We start from the raw sequence: 17,400 nt of genomic DNA, 5'->3' as shown, positions 1-17,400 counted from the left end.
GCATGCGACTGGGTGTTCTCGACGTGGGATCGAACACCGTCCACCTGCTCGTCGTCGACGCGCACCCGGGTGCCCGGCCGATGCCGGCGACGTCCCACAAGCTCGAGCTGCAGCTCGCCCAGCACCTGCTCGCCGACGGCCGGATCGGCCGGGCCGGCGAGAAGGCCCTCGTCGAGTTCGTCGGCTCGTGCCTCGAGGTCGCCGACGACCAGGGCGTCGAGCAGATGCTCGCGTTCGCGACGTCCGCCCTGCGCGAGGCGCCGAACGGCGACGAGGTGCTCGCGAACGTGCGCGCCACGACCGGCGTCGACCTCCAGGTGCTCACCGGGGACGACGAGGCCGCGCTGACGTTCCTCGCGGTGCGGCGCTGGTACGGCTGGTCCGCCGGGCGGCTGCTCGTGCTCGACATCGGCGGTGGCTCGCTCGAGGTCGCCGCGGGCATCGACGAGCTGCCCGACGTCGCGGTCTCGCTGCCGCTGGGCGCCGGCCGGCTGACCCGGGAGCGACTGGCCGGCGACCCGCCGTCCGCAGACGACGTCAAGGCGACCCGCAAGTACGTCCGTGCCGAGGTCGCCAAGGTGGTCCGTGACGTGACGAAGGCCGGCGCTCCCGACGTCGTCGTCGGGTCGAGCAAGACGTTCCGCAGCCTGGCCCGGGTCTGCGGTGCCGCACCGAGCGCCGAGGGGCCGTACGTGCCGCGCACCCTGGGTCGCGCCGCCCTCGCCGACCGGCTCCCGAAGCTGGCGCGGATGTCGGCCGCGGAGCGCTCCGGCCTGCCCGGCGTGTCGGCCCGGCGCGCCGCGCAGCTGCTCGCGGGGGCGCTCGTCGCGGACGCCGCGATGGACCTGCTCGGCGTCCCCGAGCTCGTCATCTCGCCATGGGCCCTGCGCGAGGGCGTCATCCTGCGCCGGCTGGACTCGATCACGGCCGCAGAGTGACGGCCCGTAACCTGGTGTCATGCAGGTCGCTGGTCAGTGCCCGCCCACCGCGAGGGGCGCCGCGTGAGCCCTGACTCCTCGGACCGCCCCGGCCCGACGACCGGTGCCCCGGTCCGCGTACCCGCGGCGACCGTCGCCCTGTCGACCGCCTCGGCCTACCCGGAGACCTGCGTCGACGCCTTCGCGATGGCCGCCGACCTCGGCTACGACGGCGTCGAGGTCATGGTCTGGCCCGACCCGGTCACCCAGGACGCCGCCGCCCTCCAGCGGCTCTCGGACCACTACTCGATGCCCGTCCTGGCCGTCCACGCACCGACCCTGCTCGTCACCCAGCGGGTCTGGGGCCGCGACCCGTGGGCGAAGGTCGAGCGGTCGTGCGAGCTCGCGCGGCGGCTCGGCGCACCGACGGTCGTCGTCCACCCGCCGTTCCGCTGGCAGCGCGAGTACGCGACCGGGTTCGTCGAGGGCGTCGTCGAGATCTCCGCGCGCACCGGGGTGACGATCGCCGTCGAGAACATGTACCCGTGGCGGGCCCGTGGCCGGGAGGTCCTCGCCTACCTGCCCGGCTGGGACCCGGTGCCGCTGCCGTACTCGCACGTGACCCTCGACCTCTCGCACACCGCGACCGCGGGCTCCGACGGGCTCGGGATGGCCCGCGACCTCGGCGGCCGGCTCGCGCACGTGCACCTCGCGGACGGCCTCGGCTCGGCCAAGGACGAGCACCTCGTGCCCGGCCGCGGCGGGCAGCCCTGCGGCGCCGTCCTCGGGCTGCTCGCCGAGCGCGGCTGGGAGGGCTGCGTCGTCGTCGAGGTGAACACGCGCCGCTGCCGGACCCGGGCCGAGCGCGAGTCCGACCTCGCCGAGTCCCTCGCCTTCGCCCGGCTGCACCTCGCGGCCCCCGCCGCGGCCGAGGGCCGGGTGCCGGGCGCACCGCCGCTGCCGCCCGAGCGGCTCGTGCCCCCGGAGGGCGGGCCGGAGATCCTCCTGGACGCGGACGGCGAGGTCGTCGTCGGGGCGGACGGCGAGGTGCAGGTCACCGAGGCCGGGTGGCCCTCGCCCTGACGCGGCCCTGACCCGGCCCGTCCGTGTGCCCGGGCGAGTCCATCCCGTCCATCCCGTCCGTCCCGCCTCCGCGCGCCCGCAGGTCGGCGTCGTCCTTCGTCGGCTGCGCCGTCCCTCAGACCTGCCGGTGTTGACTTTTCACCAGGTGATGAATTCTAATTTCCTCACCTGGTGAAAACATGGAGGCTGACATGGTCCCGTCCACGGGGGCGTCGTCCCCGACCACCGCCACGACCACCGCCGCGGCCGAGCCGTCGTCCGCGGCCGCCGTGCTCGCGCCGCGCCGGCAGCGGCTCGTCCTGGCCGTCATGGGCGTCTCGCTCATGACCGTCGTCTCGGCCGTCAGCGGCCTCAACGTCGCGCTGCCGAGCCTCGCCCGGGACACCGGCGCGAGCCAGACCGAGCTGACCTGGATCGTCGACGCCTACACCGTCGTCTTCGCGGGCCTGCTGCTCTTCGCCGGTGCGCTCGGCGACCGCTACGGCCGCAAGGGGATCCTCGTCGTCGGGCTGCTCGTCTTCGGCGCGGCGGCGGCCGGGGCGACCGTGACGTCCGACCCGCAGGTGCTCGTCGCGCTGCGCGCCCTCATGGGCGTCGGGGCGGCGGCCATCATGCCGACGACGCTGTCGGTCATCACGACCTCGTTCCCGGAGTCGGAGCGGCCGCGGGCCATCGGCGTCTGGGTCGGGATCGCCGGTGGCGGCGCCGTCCTCGGGCTCTTCGGTGCCGGGCTGCTCCTGGAGTGGTTCGACTGGAACTCGTTCTTCGCGCTCAACGTCGTGCTCGCGACGCTCGGGCTCGTCGGCACGCTCGCCGTCGTCCCCGCCTCCCGCGACCCGCACGCGCCGCCGCTCGACGTCGTCGGCGCGCTGCTGTCGCTCGTCGCCGTGGGCGGGGTCGTCTTCGGCGTCATCGAGGGGCCGGGGCGGGGCTGGTCGGACGGCGTCACGGTCGCGGCGCTCGCGGCCGGGCTCGTCGCGGGTGCGGCCTTCGTCGGCTGGGAGCTACGCCGGCCCGCGCCGATGCTCGACCCGCGGCTCTTCCGGCTGCGCGGCTTCGGCTCCGGCACGCTCTCGATCACGGCACAGTTCTTCGCGGCGTTCGGGTTCTTCTTCGCGGTCCTGCAGTACCTGCAGTTCGTCGTGGGCCTCTCGCCGCTGCAGGCGGCGCTGCGGCTGCTCCCGCTGCCGTTCGTCATGGTGCCGCTCGCCCGGACCGCGCCGCTGCTCGCGCGCCGGGTCGGGTTCCGCCGCCTCGGGCCGGCCGGCCTGCTCCTCATGGCGTCCGGCTTCGTCGTCCTCAGCCGGCTCGACGTCGAGCTCTCCTACCCCGTGCTCCTCGGCGGCCTGGTGCTCTTCGGGGCCGGGATGGGGCTGGCCGGCACGCCCGCGACGACGGCGATCACCGAGTCGCTGCCGCCGGCCAAGCAGGGTGTCGCCTCCGCGGTCAACGACACCGCGCGCGAGCTCGGCAGCGCGCTCGGCATCGCGGTGCTCGGCAGCGTCATCAACCAGACCTACCGGGACGGCGTCGCGGACGTCGCATCCCGGCTGCCCGCCGAGGCCGCCGAGCACGTCCGGGCGTCCGTCGCGTTCACCCAGTCCCCGGCGGTCGCCCGGCTCGGGGACGCCGCCCGCCCGGTCGTCGACGCGGCCCGGGCCGCGTTCCTCGACGGCGTGAGCACCGCGATGCTCGCCGCGGCGGTCTTCCTCGTCGTCGCCGCCGTCGTCGTCCTCGTGCGGTCGCCGCGGGTGCCGCAGGGCTGACGTCGCGGCCGTGCCCGCGGGTCGTCCGGTTACGGTGACTGCCATGACCGACACGACCCGCCGGCGCGGGCGCCGCCCGGCGGGGGAGGACGCCCGGGCCGAGATCGTCGCCGCGGCCCGCGCGGAGTTCGCTGCCCGCGGCTTCGACGGCGCGACGCTGCGCGGCATCGCCCGTGCGGCCGGCGTCGACCCGCGGCTCGTGCACCACTACTTCGAGAACGGCAAGGAAGACCTCTTCATCGCGGCGTTCCAGTTCCCGGCCCGGCCCGCGGACGTCATCCCGGTGGTCTTCGGTCCGGGGATCGAGGGCGTCGGGGAGCGGCTCGTCCGGTTCTTCTTCGGCGTGTGGGACACCCCGGCGGGGCGCGAGATGATGCTCGGGCTCGTCCGGTCGGCGGCGACGAGCGAGCAGGCGGCCGCGATGATCCGGCAGTTCGTCACCCGGGCGATCCTGTCCCGCGCCGCCGACGTGCTGCCGGGCGCCGACGCCGAGCTGCGCGTCGAGCTCGCCGTCGCGCAGATGCTCGGCGTCGCCTTTCTGCGCTACGTCATCCGGGTCGAGCCGCTCGCGTCGGCCGACCTCGAGGACCTCGTCCCGTTCCTCGCGCCGACGGTCCAGCGCTATCTCGCGGGGGAGTGAGCCGCCCGCCGCGCGGGCGCCGTCCGTCCCTTGTGCGCCGTCCCGGGCCGGGTCTACTTTCATCGCATGCTGAAAAACCCGCCGGTGGGTCAGCCGGCGATCCGCGTCGAGGGGCTGCGCGTCGTCCGCGGCGGCCGCACGGTGATCCCGGGGCTGTCCCTGGAGGTCCCGCACGGCCAGGTCGTGGGGCTGCTCGGCCCGAGCGGCTGCGGCAAGTCGACGCTCATGCGGAGCATCGTCGGCGTCCAGAAGGTCGCCGGCGGCGTCGTCGAGGTGCTCGGGCTGCCGGCCGGGACCGAGCCGCTGCGGCACCGGATCGGCTACCTGACGCAGGCGCCGAGCGTCTACACCGACCTCACCGTGCGGGAGAACCTCGCGTACTTCGCGGCCGTCGTCGGGACGCCGCGCAGCGGGATCGCCCACGAGGTCGCCCGGGTCGTCGAGATGGTCGACCTCGGCTCGCACGTCGACGCGAGCGTCGGGGCGCTCTCCGGCGGCCAGCTCTCGCGGGTGTCGCTCGCCGCGGCCCTCGTCGGCGCCCCGGACGTGCTCGTCCTCGACGAGCCGACCGTCGGGCTGGACCCGGTGCTGCGCCGCGACCTCTGGGTCATCTTCCGCCGGCTCGCCGCCGACGGCGCGACGCTGCTCGTGTCGAGCCACGTCATGGACGAGGCGGTCCGCTGCGACCGGCTCCTGCTCATGCGCGAGGGCGAGTTCCTCGCCGACGACACCCTGTCCGGCGTCCTCGCCTCGACCGGTGCGGCGGACGCCGAGCAGGCCTTCCTCGCGCTCGTCGACCAGGCCCGGGACCGGGCCGCGGCCGGCGGCACCACGACCTCGGAGGTGTCCTCGTGAGCCCGCGGCTGATGCTCGTCACGGCGGGCCGGGTGCTGCGCCAGGTGCGGCACGACCGCCGCACGCTCGCGCTGCTCATCGTCGTGCCGTGCGTCCTCATGGGCCTGCTCGCCTGGATCTACGCGGACACCCCGGTCTTCGACTCGATCGGCGCCCCGCTGCTCGGGATGTTCCCGTTCCTCGTCATGTTCCTCGTGACGAGCATCGCGACCCTGCGCGAGCGGCAGTCCGGCACGCTCGAGCGGCTCCTCACGCTGCCGCTGGCGAAGGCCGACCTCGTCGGCGGCTACGCGATCGCGTTCGGCGCGCTCGCGACGGTGCAGGCGCTCGTGGCCGGGACCTTCGCGGTGTACGCGCTCGGGCTCGACGTCGCCGGCCAGGACTGGCTGCTCATCGTCGTCGCGGTCGTCGACGCGTTGCTCGGGACGGCGCTCGGGCTGTTCCTCTCGGCGTTCGCGGCGACCGAGTTCCAGGCCGTGCAGTTCCTCCCGGCGTTCGTGCTGCCGCAGTTCCTGCTGTGCGGCCTGCTCGTGCCGCGGGACCGGCTGCCCGACGTCCTGCACTGGGCGTCCGACGTCCTGCCGCTGTCCTACGCGGTCGACGCGATGCGGACGATCACGGTCGACGCGTCGGCCGGGGCGGACGTGGCCAAGGACGTCGGGATCATCCTCGGGTTCGTGCTCGTGCTCGTCGGGCTCGGCGCGGCGACGCTGCGGCGGCGGACGGACTGACCCCGGTCCGGGCGGATATCGCTGCGCGGACCGGGAACGGGAGGGTCATGGCTCCCAGGTTCCAGGTCAGGCCCCTCGGCGGCGGCATCGGCTGTCTCGCGATGCTGCTCGTCTCCGTCGTCGCCTCGGTGCTGCTCACCGTGGTGCTCAACGTCGTCCTGAGGTCGGTGTGACCCCGGTGCCGCCGGGCGCCGGTCAGCGCCGGACGAAGCTCAGCCGGACGAACGTGTAGTCGAGCCCCGTGCGCGCCCAGTGCACGGGCCGCTCGGCGTGCTCGAGCGCGAGGTCCCCGAGCAGGTCGAGGCCGTGCTTGTCGGCCAGGGCGACGAAGTCCCGGATGTCGGCCGGCGAGAAGATGTGCACCGGCTGGCCGTACATGACGACGCCGCTGGTGTCCGGCGGGTCCTGGTCGTAGTCGGTCGACACGACGAGCACGCCGCCGGGCCGCAGGATCCGGGCGCTCTCGGCGAGGAACGGCTCGAGCGGCACCCCGTGCTCGACGACGCTCATGCACGTGACGGCGTCGAACCGGCCATCGGGGAAGTCGGTGGCGGTGATGTCCCCGTACCGGAAGACGACCCCGTCGCGGCGGACGTCGTCCCCGAACTCGAGGTTGTTGCCGACGAGGTCCGTCAGGCCGTAGAGCCGCAGCCACGGCAGCACCGAGGAGTAGCGCGCGCTCCCGGCGTCGAGCACCCGGGCGTCGGTGCCGACCCGGTCGAGCACGGTGGCGACGGCGCCGAGGGCGTCCCAGTTCTTCGGCTTGTCGTGGTGCAGGGGCAGCCGCAGCCGCTTGCACTCGGCGACGGACGCCTGCCACTCGGCGTTGCTGCGCAGGACGTCGGTCGGCGGCACCGGGGCGGGCCGGCGCCGTCCCGTCGGGAACCGCCGCGCCTCGACCCGCCGCTGGACGGCGACCCGCCCCCACAGCGCGTACTCGGCGGCCCGCTTGGCGACCGCGAGCGCGATCCCGCCCGGAGGCGCGGCCGTCACCCGGCCCGGGGTGGTTCCGTCGTCCGTCACGGGTGTCGACCCTACCGGGCAGCGTGCGTGCTCCCGAGTGACGCCGGAGACGGACCCCGGCCCCGCGGCCCAGGACCCGCGCCCCGCCGTCCAGCCACTGAGACGGCCGTACCCCAGGTCGTCACAAGAGCGCTCCAACCGCCGACACGCCGGGTTCGCGGCGCGTTGGTGCGTTCTGCGGTACGCCTCGAGCGGGCGGAGCCGGCGTGAGCGGCTGATCGTGCGCCACGGGTGCCCCGGGGCGGGACGCCGCTCGCGGGTGTCTGCTCTGCCCTCGCTGGTGAGGGCAGAGCAGGTGGCCGGCTCGCTGATGATGGCAGAGCAGGTGTCCGGCTCGCTGGTGATGGCAGAGCAGGCGGGGTGCCGCGCCACAGCTTCGTCGTCACCCGACGACTCGCCGTGCTGGTCCGAGCGAGTCGCGGAGCAACATCGACGTCGTGGCGCGCATCGCCGTCGCCGAGGCGCGGCGCACCCTCACAAGTGAGGGCAGAGCAAGCGACACCCTCACAAGCGAGGGCAGAGCAAAGCATGGCGGTGCGCGCTCGGGGAGCACCTACGCTGGGGCCATGGCGGAGACGGTCGCGATCCTCGGTGCCGGGGTCATGGGTGAGACGTTGCTGGCGGGACTGCTCCGGGCGGGGCGGGACCCGCAGGACGTCGTCATCACCGAGAAGCGCCCCGAGCGGGCGGCCGAGCTCGCCGCCAAGTACTCGGTCAAGGTCCTCGACAACACCGAGGCGACGACGCTGAGCGACACGGTCGTCCTCGTCGTCAAGCCGCAGGACATCGCGGGCCTGCTCGCGGAGATCCGCGAGAGCCTGCGGCCCGGCGCACTCGTCGTCTGCATCGCGGCGGGCATCACGACCGCGTTCGTCGAGGAGCGGCTCAGCGAGGGCACCCCGGTCGTCCGGGTCATGCCGAACACGCCCGCCCTCGTCGACGAGGGGATGGCCGCCGTCTCGCCGGGGTCGCACTGCGACGCCGAGCACCTCGCCCGGGCCTCGGCGCTGCTGTCGGCGACCGGCAAGGTCGTCCAGCTGCCCGAGTACCACCAGGATGCCGTGACCGCGATCAGCGGCTCGGGCCCGGCCTACATCTTCTACGTCGTCGAGGCGATGATCGAGGCCGGCGTGCTCCTCGGGCTGCCGCGGGCGACGTCCACCGAGCTCGTCGTCCAGACCGTGTACGGCGCCGCGACGATGCTCAAGGAGACCCGCGAGCACCCGACCGTGCTCCGCGAGCAGGTCTCCAGCCCGGCCGGGACGACGATGGCCGCGCTGCGCCAGCTCGACGACCACAAGGTCCGCGCGGCGTTCCTCACGGCGATGGAGGCCGCGCGCGACCGGTCCCGCGAGCTCTCCTCGGGCCAGGCCTGACCCCGGGTCGCAGCGTCAGGGCCGTGCGGCGAACTTCTCGATCAGCTCGCTGTGCCCGCTGACGATGAGGACGTCGTGGCTGCCGACCCGGGTGTCGGCCACCGCGTAGGTGAAGTCCTCGCCCGGTGACTTCACGCCGACCACGGTGACGCCGTACTTCTTGCGGATCTGCGACTCGGCGAGGGTGAAGCCCTCGGTCTCGCGCGGGGCGCGCATCTTGACGATCGCGAAGCCGTCGTCGAACTCGATGTAGTCGAGCAGCTTGCCGGTGACGAGGTGCGCGACCCGGGTGCCGGCGTCCTTCTCCGGGTAGACGACGTGGTGCACGCCGATCCGGGACAGGATCTTGCCGTGGGTCGGGGTGAGCGCCTTGGCCCAGATCTGCTTGACGCCGAGGTCGACGAGGTTCACCGCGGTGAGCACGCTGGACTCCACCGACGTCCCGATCGAGACCACGGCGATGCCGAACTCGCTGCAGCCGAGCTGCTCGAGCGCCTCCGTGCTCGTCGTGTCCGCCTCGACGACGTGCGTGAGCCGCCCCGACCACTCCTGCACGAGCTGCGGGTCGCGGTCGACGGCGAGCACCTCGTGACCGAGCCGGGCCAGCGCGTTCGCCGTCGCGGAGCCGAACCGGCCGAGGCCGCACACGAGGACCGCGTCCTCCCGGGAGTTCCTGCTGCCGCCCACCGTCGTCCTTCCGTCGCGCCGTCCCCTGACGGGCCGGCGGTGCACGGGCTCCATGGTGCCGGACGGGTGCTCAGATCACGTGGTCGGCACCCGTCTCGCGCGGCTTGGGGACGAACGGCTCCGGGACGGCGTCCAGCAGCCACCCGGACTCGTCGGCGTCCGCGACCGCCCAGCGGTCCTTGCCGAGCTCCTTGGCGAGGTACAGCGCGTGGTCGGCGGCCTCGAGCACCTCGGACGGCTCGACGGCGAGGTCCGGCACCCGGGCGGCGACACCGGTGCTCACCGTGAGCACCCGGCCCTGCTGGCCCGGGAACGCGATGCCGGCTTCGTGGACGAGCCGGTGCAGCCGGCGGGCCACCTCGGCGGCCCCGGCCTCGCCGGTGTCGGGGAGCATGAGCGCGAACCGCTGGCCGCCGGTCCGGGCCACGACGTCGCCGGGGCGCTGGGCGGCCCGGGCGAGCACGCCGGCGACCCTGCGCAGCGCGACGTCGCCCTGCTCGTGGCCGGCGGCCTCGTTGTAGGCGGCGAGGTCGTCGACGTCGACGACGAGGACGGCGACCGGGCGGCCCTCGCGCTCGTGCCGCAGCCACAGCGCCGTCATCGCCGCGTTGAGCCCGTCGGCGTCGGCGAGCCCGGTGAGCGGGTCGGCCGACAGACCGGCCGACGTCCGGCCCGTCGACCGGGTGAGCGCCTCGACGGTGAGCCGGCGGGTGCGGCTGACGACGACCTGCTGGACGGCGTCCTGCTCCCGGGCGAGCTCGTACCGGCGGGCCATCCCGTCGAGGCAGGCCGAGACGTCCCGGCGCAGTGCGTCCCCGGCGACCGCGTGCGAGAACGGCTGGTCGTAGAGCATGAACCCGTGCTGGAACCGGCCGACGCGCAGCGGCTGCAGCACGAGGACGCCGCCCGCGAGCTCGCCCGCGAGCTCGGACGGGAGCATCCCTGCCGAGGGGAAGACGATGCCGGTCGCGGACTCGTCGACCCGGTTGCCGCGGTAGGCGACGACGATCCGCGCGGAGGCCGTCGGCGCCCCGGCCTCCGGCTCGAACGTCGCCATGAAGAAGCGGCGGATGCCCAGCCCGGGCAGGTGGTGGACGACGGACCGCGTGAGGTCCTGGAGCGAGTCGACCGAGCGCAGCGCCTCGCTGACGCCCCGGGCGTGGTCGAGCGCGGCGATCTCGCGGCGGCGGGCGTCGAGCCACACCTCGTGCTCGGCCTCCGCGAGGCGCGAGCTGAGCTCGCCGTGGAGCAGCGCCGCGCGCAGCGCCGCCGAGTGCGAGGGGCGGTGCACGAGCACGGCCTCGAGCAGCGTCGCCGCGGCCTGGACCCACCAGCCCATGTCGCCGCCCTCCTCGGCGGTCGACCACAGCGGGGGCAGGCAGTGCGACAGCCACGGCTGCGGGTCGCCGTCCTCGGCGACGGCGGCGAGCGCGAGGGCGCCCCACTCCCGCGCCCAGCCGGGCGGCAGCTGCACGGGCGGTGCGCCGAGCGAGGCGAGGCCGGCCTCGAGGTCGGTGCCGATGGCCTGCGCGTCCCGCTCGTCGACCCCCGCGGCGACGGCCACCTCGGCCGTCGTCCGGGAGCGCACGGCGGCCACCGGCTCCTGGCCGGCCCGGGCCCGGGCGATCCCGGACAGCGGTGCGGCGCCGCACGAGCGGCGCACGACGAGCCGGGCCGGCACGTGCTCGTGCGGGGACGTCGCGTCGCCGTCCATGCGGGCGAGCAGCAGCCGCGCGGCGCGCTCGCCCTGCTCGACGAGGCACTGGTCGACGGTCGTCAGCGGCGGGCGCGTCGCGCGCGCCACGGGTTCGTCGTCGAAGCCGGTCACGCCCACGTCCTCGGGGACGCGCCGGTGCGCGGCGAGCAGCGCGTCGACCGCGCCGAGGGCCATCTGGTCGTTCGCCGCGACGACGAGGTCGACGTACCGGTCCCGGTCGAGCAGCCGGGTCAGCTCGAGCCGCGCCGCCTCGCGCTCGAAGAGCCCGGTGAGCACGTGGTCGTCGTCGAGCACGACGCCGCCGTCCGCGAGCAGCCGGCGGACGGCGGTCTCGCGGTCGTCGGAGTCCGGGTTGCCCTGGGCGCCCCGGAGGAAGACGGGCCTGCGGACCGAGCGGGTCGCGAGCAGGTGCGCGACGAGGTCCTCCGTCGCCCGGCTGTTGTCGGCCCGGACGCCGGGGACACCGGCGAGGTGCGAGCCGACGGTCACGAGCGGCGGGTTGTCCTGGTCGAGGAAGGCCCCGACGTAGGCGTGCGCGGTCTCCTCGGTGACGCTCGTCGCGACGACGCCGCGGACTGCGTCCGGCCGCACGAGGTCGAAGACGCTGTCGCTGGCCGCCCCCTCGTGCAGGTGCCGCACGACGACGACGCTGGCGACGCCCTCCGCCGAGAGCACGGACTCCACGCCGCGCACGATGCGCTGCTGGTAGTCCGCCAGCCCGTCGACGAGGATCGCGACGGGCTTGTTCTGCGTGCGGGGACGCACGGTGCCTCCTGACGGCCGGAGCTGGACCTCACCGCTCCGATCGGCCTGCGCGGCGCCCGCCTTGAGCCTCAGCCGACGATCGGGCGCTCCTCGGGGAGCCGGAACGCACGGCCGCGCTCGCGCAGCGCGAGCGCCGCGGCGAGGGTCACGGTGCCGGTGCGGCCGATGTACATGAGGGCGGAGAGCAGGTACTTCGCCTCGTCCTCCAGGTTCGGGTCGGAGGTCAGGCCGGTCGACAGGCCGCACGTCGCGAACGCCGAGATCACCTCGAAGAGCACGCGGTCGAGGTTCTCCCCGGTGATCGCGAGCAGCGCCAGGGTCGCGGCGAGGACGATCGTCAGCCCGGCGAGGAGCACCGTGACGGCGAGCCGCACGCTCGCCGAGGGGATCCGCCGTCCGAACGCCTCGATGTCCCGGTCCCCGCGGGCCTCGGCGACCGCGGCGAGGGTGAGGACGGCGAGGGTGCCGACCTTGATGCCGCCCGCGGTCGAGGCGCTGCCGCCGCCGATGAACATGAGGACGTCCTGGACCAGCCAGGTCGTCTCGTTCATCTTCGAGACGTCGACCGTCGCGAACCCGCCCGACCGCGGCATTGCGCCCTCGAAGACCGCGGTGAGCACGCGCGTGCCCGGGTCGAGGGCGCCCAGGGTCTGCGGGTTCGTCCACTCGAACGCGCCGATGAGCAGGATCGACGCCGCGAGCAGCAGCGTCGTCGTCGTGAGGGTGAGCTTGGTGTGGACCGGCCACGTGGCGGGCCGCCGCCAGGCGCGCACGAGCACGAGCACGACCGGGAAGCCGAGGCTGCCCGCGAAGACCGCGGCGGCGATCGGCAGGGTGAGCCACGGGTCGCCGACCCAGCGCGTCAGACCGCCCTCGTGGACGACGAAGCCCGCGTTGTTGAACGCCGACACCGCGTAGAAGACCGAGTGCCACAGCGCCTCGAGGACGCCCTCGCTGTCGCCGTCGTCCAGCGTGAGGAAACGCGGGAAGAGCACGGCGGCGACGGCGACCTCGAAGCTCGTCGAGGTGAGGACGACGATCCGCAGCAGGCTGCCCACCTCGGACAGCCGCGAGGCCTTGATCTCGGACTGGGCGACGAGCCGCTGGGCGAGCCCGAGCCGGCGCGACACCGCCAGGCCGAGCAGCGAGGCGATCGTGAGGATGCCCAGGCCGCCGACCTTGATGCCCGCGAGGATGACCGCCTGCCCGAAGCCCGACCAGTAGGTCGCGGTGTCGACGGTCGTCAGGCCGGTGACGCAGACCGCCGAGACCCCGGTGAACAGGGCGTCGACGAACGGCGCTCGCTGCCCGGTCGCGGTCGCCGCGGGCACGCTGAGCAGCGCGACGAAGACGGCGATGACCGCGGCGAAGACGCCGAGGGCCAGCCGGGCGGGGGAGCGGCGGGCCGCCTCGTCGATCCGGGCCTGGACCCAGCCCCGCCGGCGGTCGTCCCGGCCGGTGGCCTGGTGGTCGGTGTCGGTCATCGTGGGGAGGCTCCGGTCGTCGCGCAGATGCGGCCTGCCGTCGAACGGTACTGCTGGTCCGGGTCCGGTCGGGGGCGGCTCGGTTACGGTGAGCGGGTGGAGGCGCTGCGGCTGGTCTGGGACGAGTCTTTCACCCGGTACGACTTCGGCCCGGGGCATCCCATGGCGCCGGTCCGGCTCGACCTCACCGCGCGGCTCGTGCGCGACCTCGGGCTGCTCGACCACGCGGGCGTGCACGTCGTCGGCGTCGACCCCGCGGACGACGCCACGCTCGCCACCGTGCACGACCCCGACTTCGTCGCCGCCGTCCGGGCGGCGTCGGTCGTCCCGCCGGTCGTCGACGAGGTGCGCGGGCTCGGCACGGACGACGTCCCGACGTTCGCCGGCATGCACGACGCGAGCGCCCGGATCGTCGCGGGCACCCGGGACGTGGCGCTCGCGGTCTGGAACGGCGAGGCCGAGCACGGCGTGAACTTCACCGGCGGCATGCACCACGCGATGCGGGACAAGGCGAGCGGGTTCTGCGTCTACAACGACATCGCCGTCGCGATCCAGGCGCTGCTCGACGCCGGCGCGAAGAAGGTCGCCTACGTCGACGTCGACGTCCACCACGGCGACGGCGTCGAGCGGATCTTCTGGGACGACCCGCGGGTGCTGACGATCTCGCTCCACGAGACCGGGCGCGTGCTCTTCCCCGGCACCGGCTACCCGACCGACATCGGCGGCCCGAGGGCCGAGGGCGACGCCGTGAACGTCGCCTTCCCGCCCGGCACGTCGGACGCCGCCTGGCTGCGCGCGTTCCACGCCGTCGTCCCGCCGCTGCTGCGCTCCTTCGCGCCCGACGTCCTCGTGACCCAGCACGGCTGCGACTCGCACGCGCTCGACCCGCTCGCGCACATGGCGCTGTCGCTGGACTGCCAGCGCTCGTCCTACGAGGCCCTCCACGAGCTCGCGCACGAGGCGGCGCACGGCCGCTGGGTCGCCGTCGGCGGCGGCGGGTACGAGGTCGTGGACGTCGTCCCGCGGGCGTGGGCGCACCTCGTCGGCATCGCCGCGCACCACCCCGTCGACCCGATGGCCGACGTCCCGGTGGGCTGGCGCGAGTACGTCATGGAGCGGTTCGGCCGGCAGGCGCCGATGCGGATGACGGACGGCCGGGACGCCTGGTACCGCTCGTGGGCGACCGGGCACGACCCCGAGGACTCCTGCGACCGGGCGGTCATGCAGACCCGCAAGGCGGTGTTCCCGCTCCACGGGCTCGACGCCTGGTACGACTGAGCTCCTCCGTTCAGACGGTTCTGAGTAGCGACACGCAAGACCTGTCCAGCCGACACGCCGATGTTTCCCTCGAAAGGGTGCGCCCAAAAAGGGCAAACAGCCTGTGTCGGACAGGGTTCGGCTTCCTCATGAGTCACAACTGCCCCTAGGGTGATCTGAATGGTCCGGGGGCCAGGACCCAGGAGCAGGACCGAAGGGATGACGAGCATGGCTGGTGAGTTCGCCGACGTGCGGTTCCTCACGGTGGCCGAGGTGGCCACGATCATGCGGGTGTCGAAGATGACGGTGTACCGGCTCGTGCACGCCGGTGAGCTGCCCGCCGTCCGCGTCGGTCGCTCGTTCCGCGTGCCGGAGTCGGCGGTCCACGACTACCTGCGCCACTCCTTCGTCGACACCGCCTGATCGACACCCTCCGATCCGGCCCGTGGGCCCGGGCGGCGTCCGCACGAAGGTAGGCTGGGGGCAGACCCGGCGCTCCGCGCCGTCCGTCGCCTCCGCGACATCCCGTTCGAGACCGTGAGGACACCACGTGGGTTCCGTCATCAAGAAGCGCCGCAAGCGGATGGCCAAGAAGAAGCACCGCAAGCTCCTGCGCAAGACGCGTCACCAGCGCCGCAACAAGAAGTGACGCACGGTCGCACCGCCCGCTGACGGCGGTGCGACCTCTCCGCTGCTTCGACGCTTCGCCGCAGGGGGTCTCGCGATGGGCCGGGTCGTCCTCGTCACCGGGGTGAGCAGGTACCTCGGGGGTCTCTACGCGCGTGTGCTCTCCGCCGACCCCGAGGTGGACAGGATCATCGGCGTGGACGTCGTCCCGCCGCCGCACGACATCGGGCGTTCGGACTTCGTCCGCGCGGACATCCGCAACCCGGTGATCGCCAAGGTCATCGGGGCGGCCGGGGTCGACACCGTCGTGCACATGAACGTCATCGCGACGCCGACGAGCGCCGGCGGCCGGGTCTCCATGAAGGAGATCAACGTCATCGGCACCATGCAGCTGCTCGCCGCCTGCCAGAAGGCGCCGAGCCTGCGCCGCCTCGTCGTGAAGTCGACCTCGTCGGTGTACGGCGCGAGCCCGCGCGACCCGGCGATGTTCACCGAGGACACCGGCGCCAAGGTGCTGCCGCGCAGCGGCTGGGGCAAGGACTCCGTCGAGGTCGAGGGCTACGTCCGTGGCTTCTCCCGGCGCCGTCCCGACGTCGACGTCGTCATGCTCCGGCTAGCGAACTTCGTCGGCCCCGGCATCCGGACGGCGCTCACGGACTACTTCTCGCTGCCCGTCGTCCCGACCGTCATGGGCTTCGACCCGCGGATCCAGCTCGTCCACGAGGACGACGGCATCGAGGCGCTGCGGCTGGCGACGACCGGCACGGCGACCGGGATCGTCAACGTCGCCGGCGACGGCTGCATCACCGTGAACCAGGCGGTCCGGATGGCCGGCCGGGTGCCCGCGCCCGTGCCGCCGCCGCTCGTCGGGATCGTCGGCCAGGCCGCCCGCCGGTCGGGCCTGGCGGACTTCTCGCCCGAGCAGATCCGGTTCCTCTCCTACGGTCGCGGTCTCGACACGACCCGGATGCGCCGGGTGCTCGGCTTCGAGCCCCGCTACTCCACGCGCGAGGCGTTCGCCGACTTCGTCCGCGGCCGCCGGCTCACCGGTCCGCTCTCGCCGGACCGGGTCGAGGCCGCCGAGGCGAAGGCCCTCGGGGTCGTCCACAGCGTCGCGACGGCGGTGGTCGGCTGATGGCACAGGTCATCGACCTCGACGGCGAGCGCCCCGGACGGCGCCGCCGCACCGGTGCCGCGGCCGTGGCCGCCGGCGCCCAGCGGGCCACCGGCGAGCGGGACAGCCGCCGTCGCCGGACGACGCCGCTGCTCGCCGACCTCGACCCGCAGCCGCTGTCCGTCATCCCGGACGGCGACCCGCACCCGGGTGGTACGACGTCCGCGGACGACGCGTCGCCCGCCGCCGACGCCGACGNACCCGTCCGGACAGTCCGGCCCGGCCGGGCCGCCGTCGCCAAGAAGGCCGCCGCGAAGAAGGCCGCGCCCCGGCCGACCGTGCGACCCGCCGGGGACCCTGCTGCGTCGTCCGACCAGCCCCCCGCCGTCCGCCGCACCCCCCGGGTGCGTGTCGTCGGTGAACCGGACCGCCTCGCCGCCGTCACCGCCGCCGCGACCGCCGCGGGCGAGGCGATCGCCGACGCGCTCGCCGGCTCGTCGCGCGCCGCGGAGGTCGAGGACAGGATCGCGGCGGCCCTGGCCTTCCTGCGCCGCAGGCTGACCGGCGACTACGAGGTCGACGAGTTCGGCTTCGACCGCGAGCTCACCGAGACGGTGCTGCTCGCCGTCGTGCGCCCGCTCTACAAGCGGTGGTTCCGGGTCGAGGTGCGGGGCATCGAGAACATCCCGGAGTCCGGCGGCGCGCTCGTCGTCGCGAACCACTCCGGGGCGGTCGCGCTCGACTCGTTGATGACCCAGGTCGCCGTCCACGACGTCCACCCGCAGCACCGGTTCCTCCGCATGCTCGGCGCGGACCTCGTGTTCCAGACCCCGTTCGTCGGCGAGCTCGCCCGCAAGGGCGGTGCGACGCTCGCGGCGAACTCGGACGCCGAGCGGCTGCTCTCCGCCGGCGAGGTCGTCGGGGTGTGGCCCGAGGGCTTCAAGGGCGTCGGCAAGCCGTTCAGCGAGCGCTACAAGCTCCAGCGCTTCGGCCGCGGCGGCTTCGTGTCGGCTGCGCTGCGCACCCGGACCCCGATCGTGCCGTGCGCGATCGTCGGCGCCGAGGAGACCTACCCGATCCTCGGCAACCTCCCGACCGTCGCCCGGCTGCTCGGGCTGCCGTACTTCCCGGTGACGCCGACGTTCCCGCTGCTCGGCGTGCTCGGCGCCGTCCCGCTGCCGAGCAAGTGGCTCATCGAGTTCGGCGCCCCGGTGCCCACCGACGAGCTCGGGATCGGTGCCGCCGAGGACCCGATGCTCGTCTTCGACCTCACCGACCAGATCCGGCAGACGATCCAGCAGACGCTGTACTCGCTGCTCGTGCAGCGCCGGTCGGTGTTCTTCTAGCAGCGCGCCCGA

At 74.2% G+C, this 17,400-nt stretch carries 17 protein-coding genes; 13 read left to right on the top strand and 4 right to left on the bottom strand.

What is annotated here, in order from left to right; translation table 11 throughout:
* Nucleotides 1-2 precede the first annotated feature (2 nt).
* The 7 genes from ECOMGDLI_RS15630 (at nt 3) to ECOMGDLI_RS36305 (ending at nt 6,165) form a co-directional block, all read left to right on the top strand.
* Nucleotides 3-938 (top strand): Ppx/GppA phosphatase family protein, encoded by a 936-nt coding sequence (locus ECOMGDLI_RS15630; protein ID WP_088317735.1) that lies wholly within the window; start codon nt 3-5, stop codon nt 936-938.
* A 63-nt stretch (nt 939-1,001) separates the two neighbouring features.
* The gene (locus ECOMGDLI_RS15625; protein ID WP_233153475.1) at nt 1,002-2,000 is read left to right on the top strand and encodes a sugar phosphate isomerase/epimerase; all 999 of its coding nucleotides are present in this window, start codon (nt 1,002-1,004) and stop codon (nt 1,998-2,000) included.
* 191 nt (nt 2,001-2,191) lie between these two features.
* Complete coding sequence (locus tag ECOMGDLI_RS15620) at nt 2,192-3,766, top strand: MFS transporter (RefSeq protein ID WP_088317734.1); 1,575 nt, start codon at nt 2,192-2,194, stop codon at nt 3,764-3,766.
* Between the two features lie 43 nt (nt 3,767-3,809).
* Entirely contained in the window at nt 3,810-4,406 is a 597-nt protein-coding gene (locus ECOMGDLI_RS15615) for a TetR/AcrR family transcriptional regulator (RefSeq protein ID WP_088317733.1), read from the top strand.
* A gap of 66 nt (nt 4,407-4,472) precedes the next feature.
* The gene (locus ECOMGDLI_RS15610) at nt 4,473-5,261 is read left to right on the top strand and encodes an ABC transporter ATP-binding protein (protein ID WP_088317732.1); all 789 of its coding nucleotides are present in this window, start codon (nt 4,473-4,475) and stop codon (nt 5,259-5,261) included.
* Nucleotides 5,258-5,992 carry an ABC transporter permease gene (locus ECOMGDLI_RS15605; protein WP_233153474.1) on the top strand — a complete coding sequence of 245 codons (735 nt, stop codon included), beginning with the start codon at nt 5,258-5,260 and terminating at the stop codon, nt 5,990-5,992. Before ECOMGDLI_RS15610 ends, ECOMGDLI_RS15605 begins: the two co-directional genes overlap by 4 nt.
* 47 nt (nt 5,993-6,039) lie before the next feature.
* Nucleotides 6,040-6,165 carry a hypothetical protein gene (locus ECOMGDLI_RS36305; RefSeq protein ID WP_255395991.1) on the top strand — a complete coding sequence of 42 codons (126 nt, stop codon included), beginning with the start codon at nt 6,040-6,042 and terminating at the stop codon, nt 6,163-6,165.
* Nucleotides 6,166-6,187: 22 nt separating this feature from the next.
* On the opposite strand, the gene ECOMGDLI_RS15600 is transcribed toward ECOMGDLI_RS36305, so the two are convergent.
* Nucleotides 6,188-7,015: a bifunctional 2-polyprenyl-6-hydroxyphenol methylase/3-demethylubiquinol 3-O-methyltransferase UbiG gene (locus ECOMGDLI_RS15600; protein ID WP_143447732.1), complete on the bottom strand. Its 828-nt coding sequence runs from the start codon at nt 7,013-7,015 to the stop codon at nt 6,188-6,190.
* Nucleotides 7,016-7,581: 566 nt separating this feature from the next.
* Between ECOMGDLI_RS15600 and proC the strand changes: the two genes are divergently transcribed.
* The gene (gene proC, locus ECOMGDLI_RS15595; protein WP_088317730.1) at nt 7,582-8,391 is read left to right on the top strand and encodes a pyrroline-5-carboxylate reductase; all 810 of its coding nucleotides are present in this window, start codon (nt 7,582-7,584) and stop codon (nt 8,389-8,391) included.
* Between the two features lie 15 nt (nt 8,392-8,406).
* Here proC and ECOMGDLI_RS15590 read toward each other — a convergent pair whose 3' ends face one another.
* The 3 genes from ECOMGDLI_RS15590 to ECOMGDLI_RS15580 form a co-directional block, all read right to left on the bottom strand.
* Complete coding sequence (locus ECOMGDLI_RS15590) at nt 8,407-9,078, bottom strand: TrkA family potassium uptake protein (protein ID WP_233153473.1); 672 nt, start codon at nt 9,076-9,078, stop codon at nt 8,407-8,409.
* Nucleotides 9,079-9,148: 70 nt separating this feature from the next.
* Nucleotides 9,149-11,560, bottom strand: a complete 2,412-nt coding sequence (locus tag ECOMGDLI_RS15585; protein ID WP_158221019.1) for a diguanylate cyclase domain-containing protein — start codon at nt 11,558-11,560, stop codon at nt 9,149-9,151.
* Nucleotides 11,561-11,628: 68 nt separating this feature from the next.
* Entirely contained in the window at nt 11,629-13,044 is a 1,416-nt protein-coding gene (locus ECOMGDLI_RS15580; protein ID WP_088317727.1) for a TrkH family potassium uptake protein, read from the bottom strand.
* A gap of 162 nt (nt 13,045-13,206) precedes the next feature.
* On the opposite strand from ECOMGDLI_RS15580, the gene ECOMGDLI_RS15575 reads away from it, so the two are divergent.
* The 5 genes from ECOMGDLI_RS15575 to ECOMGDLI_RS36835 form a co-directional block, all read left to right on the top strand.
* Nucleotides 13,207-14,322, top strand: coding sequence for an acetoin utilization protein AcuC (locus ECOMGDLI_RS15575; RefSeq protein ID WP_088317773.1), 1,116 nt, complete (start codon nt 13,207-13,209; stop codon nt 14,320-14,322).
* Nucleotides 14,323-14,520: 198 nt separating this feature from the next.
* Nucleotides 14,521-14,724 (top strand): helix-turn-helix domain-containing protein, encoded by a 204-nt coding sequence (locus tag ECOMGDLI_RS15570; protein WP_233150130.1) that lies wholly within the window; start codon nt 14,521-14,523, stop codon nt 14,722-14,724.
* A gap of 127 nt (nt 14,725-14,851) precedes the next feature.
* Complete coding sequence (locus ECOMGDLI_RS15565; RefSeq protein WP_003792170.1) at nt 14,852-14,950, top strand: 30S ribosomal protein bS22; 99 nt, start codon at nt 14,852-14,854, stop codon at nt 14,948-14,950.
* Between the two features lie 75 nt (nt 14,951-15,025).
* Entirely contained in the window at nt 15,026-16,063 is a 1,038-nt protein-coding gene (locus ECOMGDLI_RS15560; protein ID WP_088317726.1) for an NAD-dependent epimerase/dehydratase family protein, read from the top strand.
* Between the two features lie 238 nt (nt 16,064-16,301).
* Nucleotides 16,302-17,388 (top strand): lysophospholipid acyltransferase family protein (locus ECOMGDLI_RS36835; protein WP_369812755.1); only part of this gene is annotated, 1,087 nt, incomplete at its 5' end.
* Between the last annotated feature and the right edge of the window lie 12 nt (nt 17,389-17,400).

The sequence above is a fragment of the Kineosporia sp. R_H_3 genome (genome assembly GCF_002198675.1).
GTDB lineage: Bacteria > Actinomycetota > Actinomycetes > Actinomycetales > Kineosporiaceae > R-H-3.
Note: the sequence above shows the minus strand (reverse complement) of the source record. Positions and strands in the feature narration are given on the sequence as shown.

Excerpts from the sequence above, each read along its gene's own strand:
- ECOMGDLI_RS36305 (WP_255395991.1), top strand. The coding sequence starts at position 6,040 with ATGGCTCCCAGGTTCCAGGTCAGGCCCCTCGGCGGCGGCATCGGCTGT.
- ECOMGDLI_RS15610 (WP_088317732.1), top strand. The coding sequence starts at position 4,473 with ATGCTGAAAAACCCGCCGGTGGGTCAGCCGGCGATCCGCGTCGAGGGG.
- ECOMGDLI_RS15615 (WP_088317733.1), top strand. The coding sequence starts at position 3,810 with ATGACCGACACGACCCGCCGGCGCGGGCGCCGCCCGGCGGGGGAGGAC.
- ECOMGDLI_RS15580 (WP_088317727.1), bottom strand. The coding sequence starts at position 13,044 with ATGACCGACACCGACCACCAGGCCACCGGCCGGGACGACCGCCGGCGG.
- ECOMGDLI_RS15630 (WP_088317735.1), top strand. The coding sequence starts at position 3 with ATGCGACTGGGTGTTCTCGACGTGGGATCGAACACCGTCCACCTGCTC.
- proC (WP_088317730.1), top strand. The coding sequence starts at position 7,582 with ATGGCGGAGACGGTCGCGATCCTCGGTGCCGGGGTCATGGGTGAGACG.
- ECOMGDLI_RS15560 (WP_088317726.1), top strand. The coding sequence starts at position 15,026 with ATGGGCCGGGTCGTCCTCGTCACCGGGGTGAGCAGGTACCTCGGGGGT.
- ECOMGDLI_RS15620 (WP_088317734.1), top strand. The coding sequence starts at position 2,192 with ATGGTCCCGTCCACGGGGGCGTCGTCCCCGACCACCGCCACGACCACC.
- ECOMGDLI_RS15570 (WP_233150130.1), top strand. The coding sequence starts at position 14,521 with ATGACGAGCATGGCTGGTGAGTTCGCCGACGTGCGGTTCCTCACGGTG.
- ECOMGDLI_RS15575 (WP_088317773.1), top strand. The coding sequence starts at position 13,207 with ATGGCGCCGGTCCGGCTCGACCTCACCGCGCGGCTCGTGCGCGACCTC.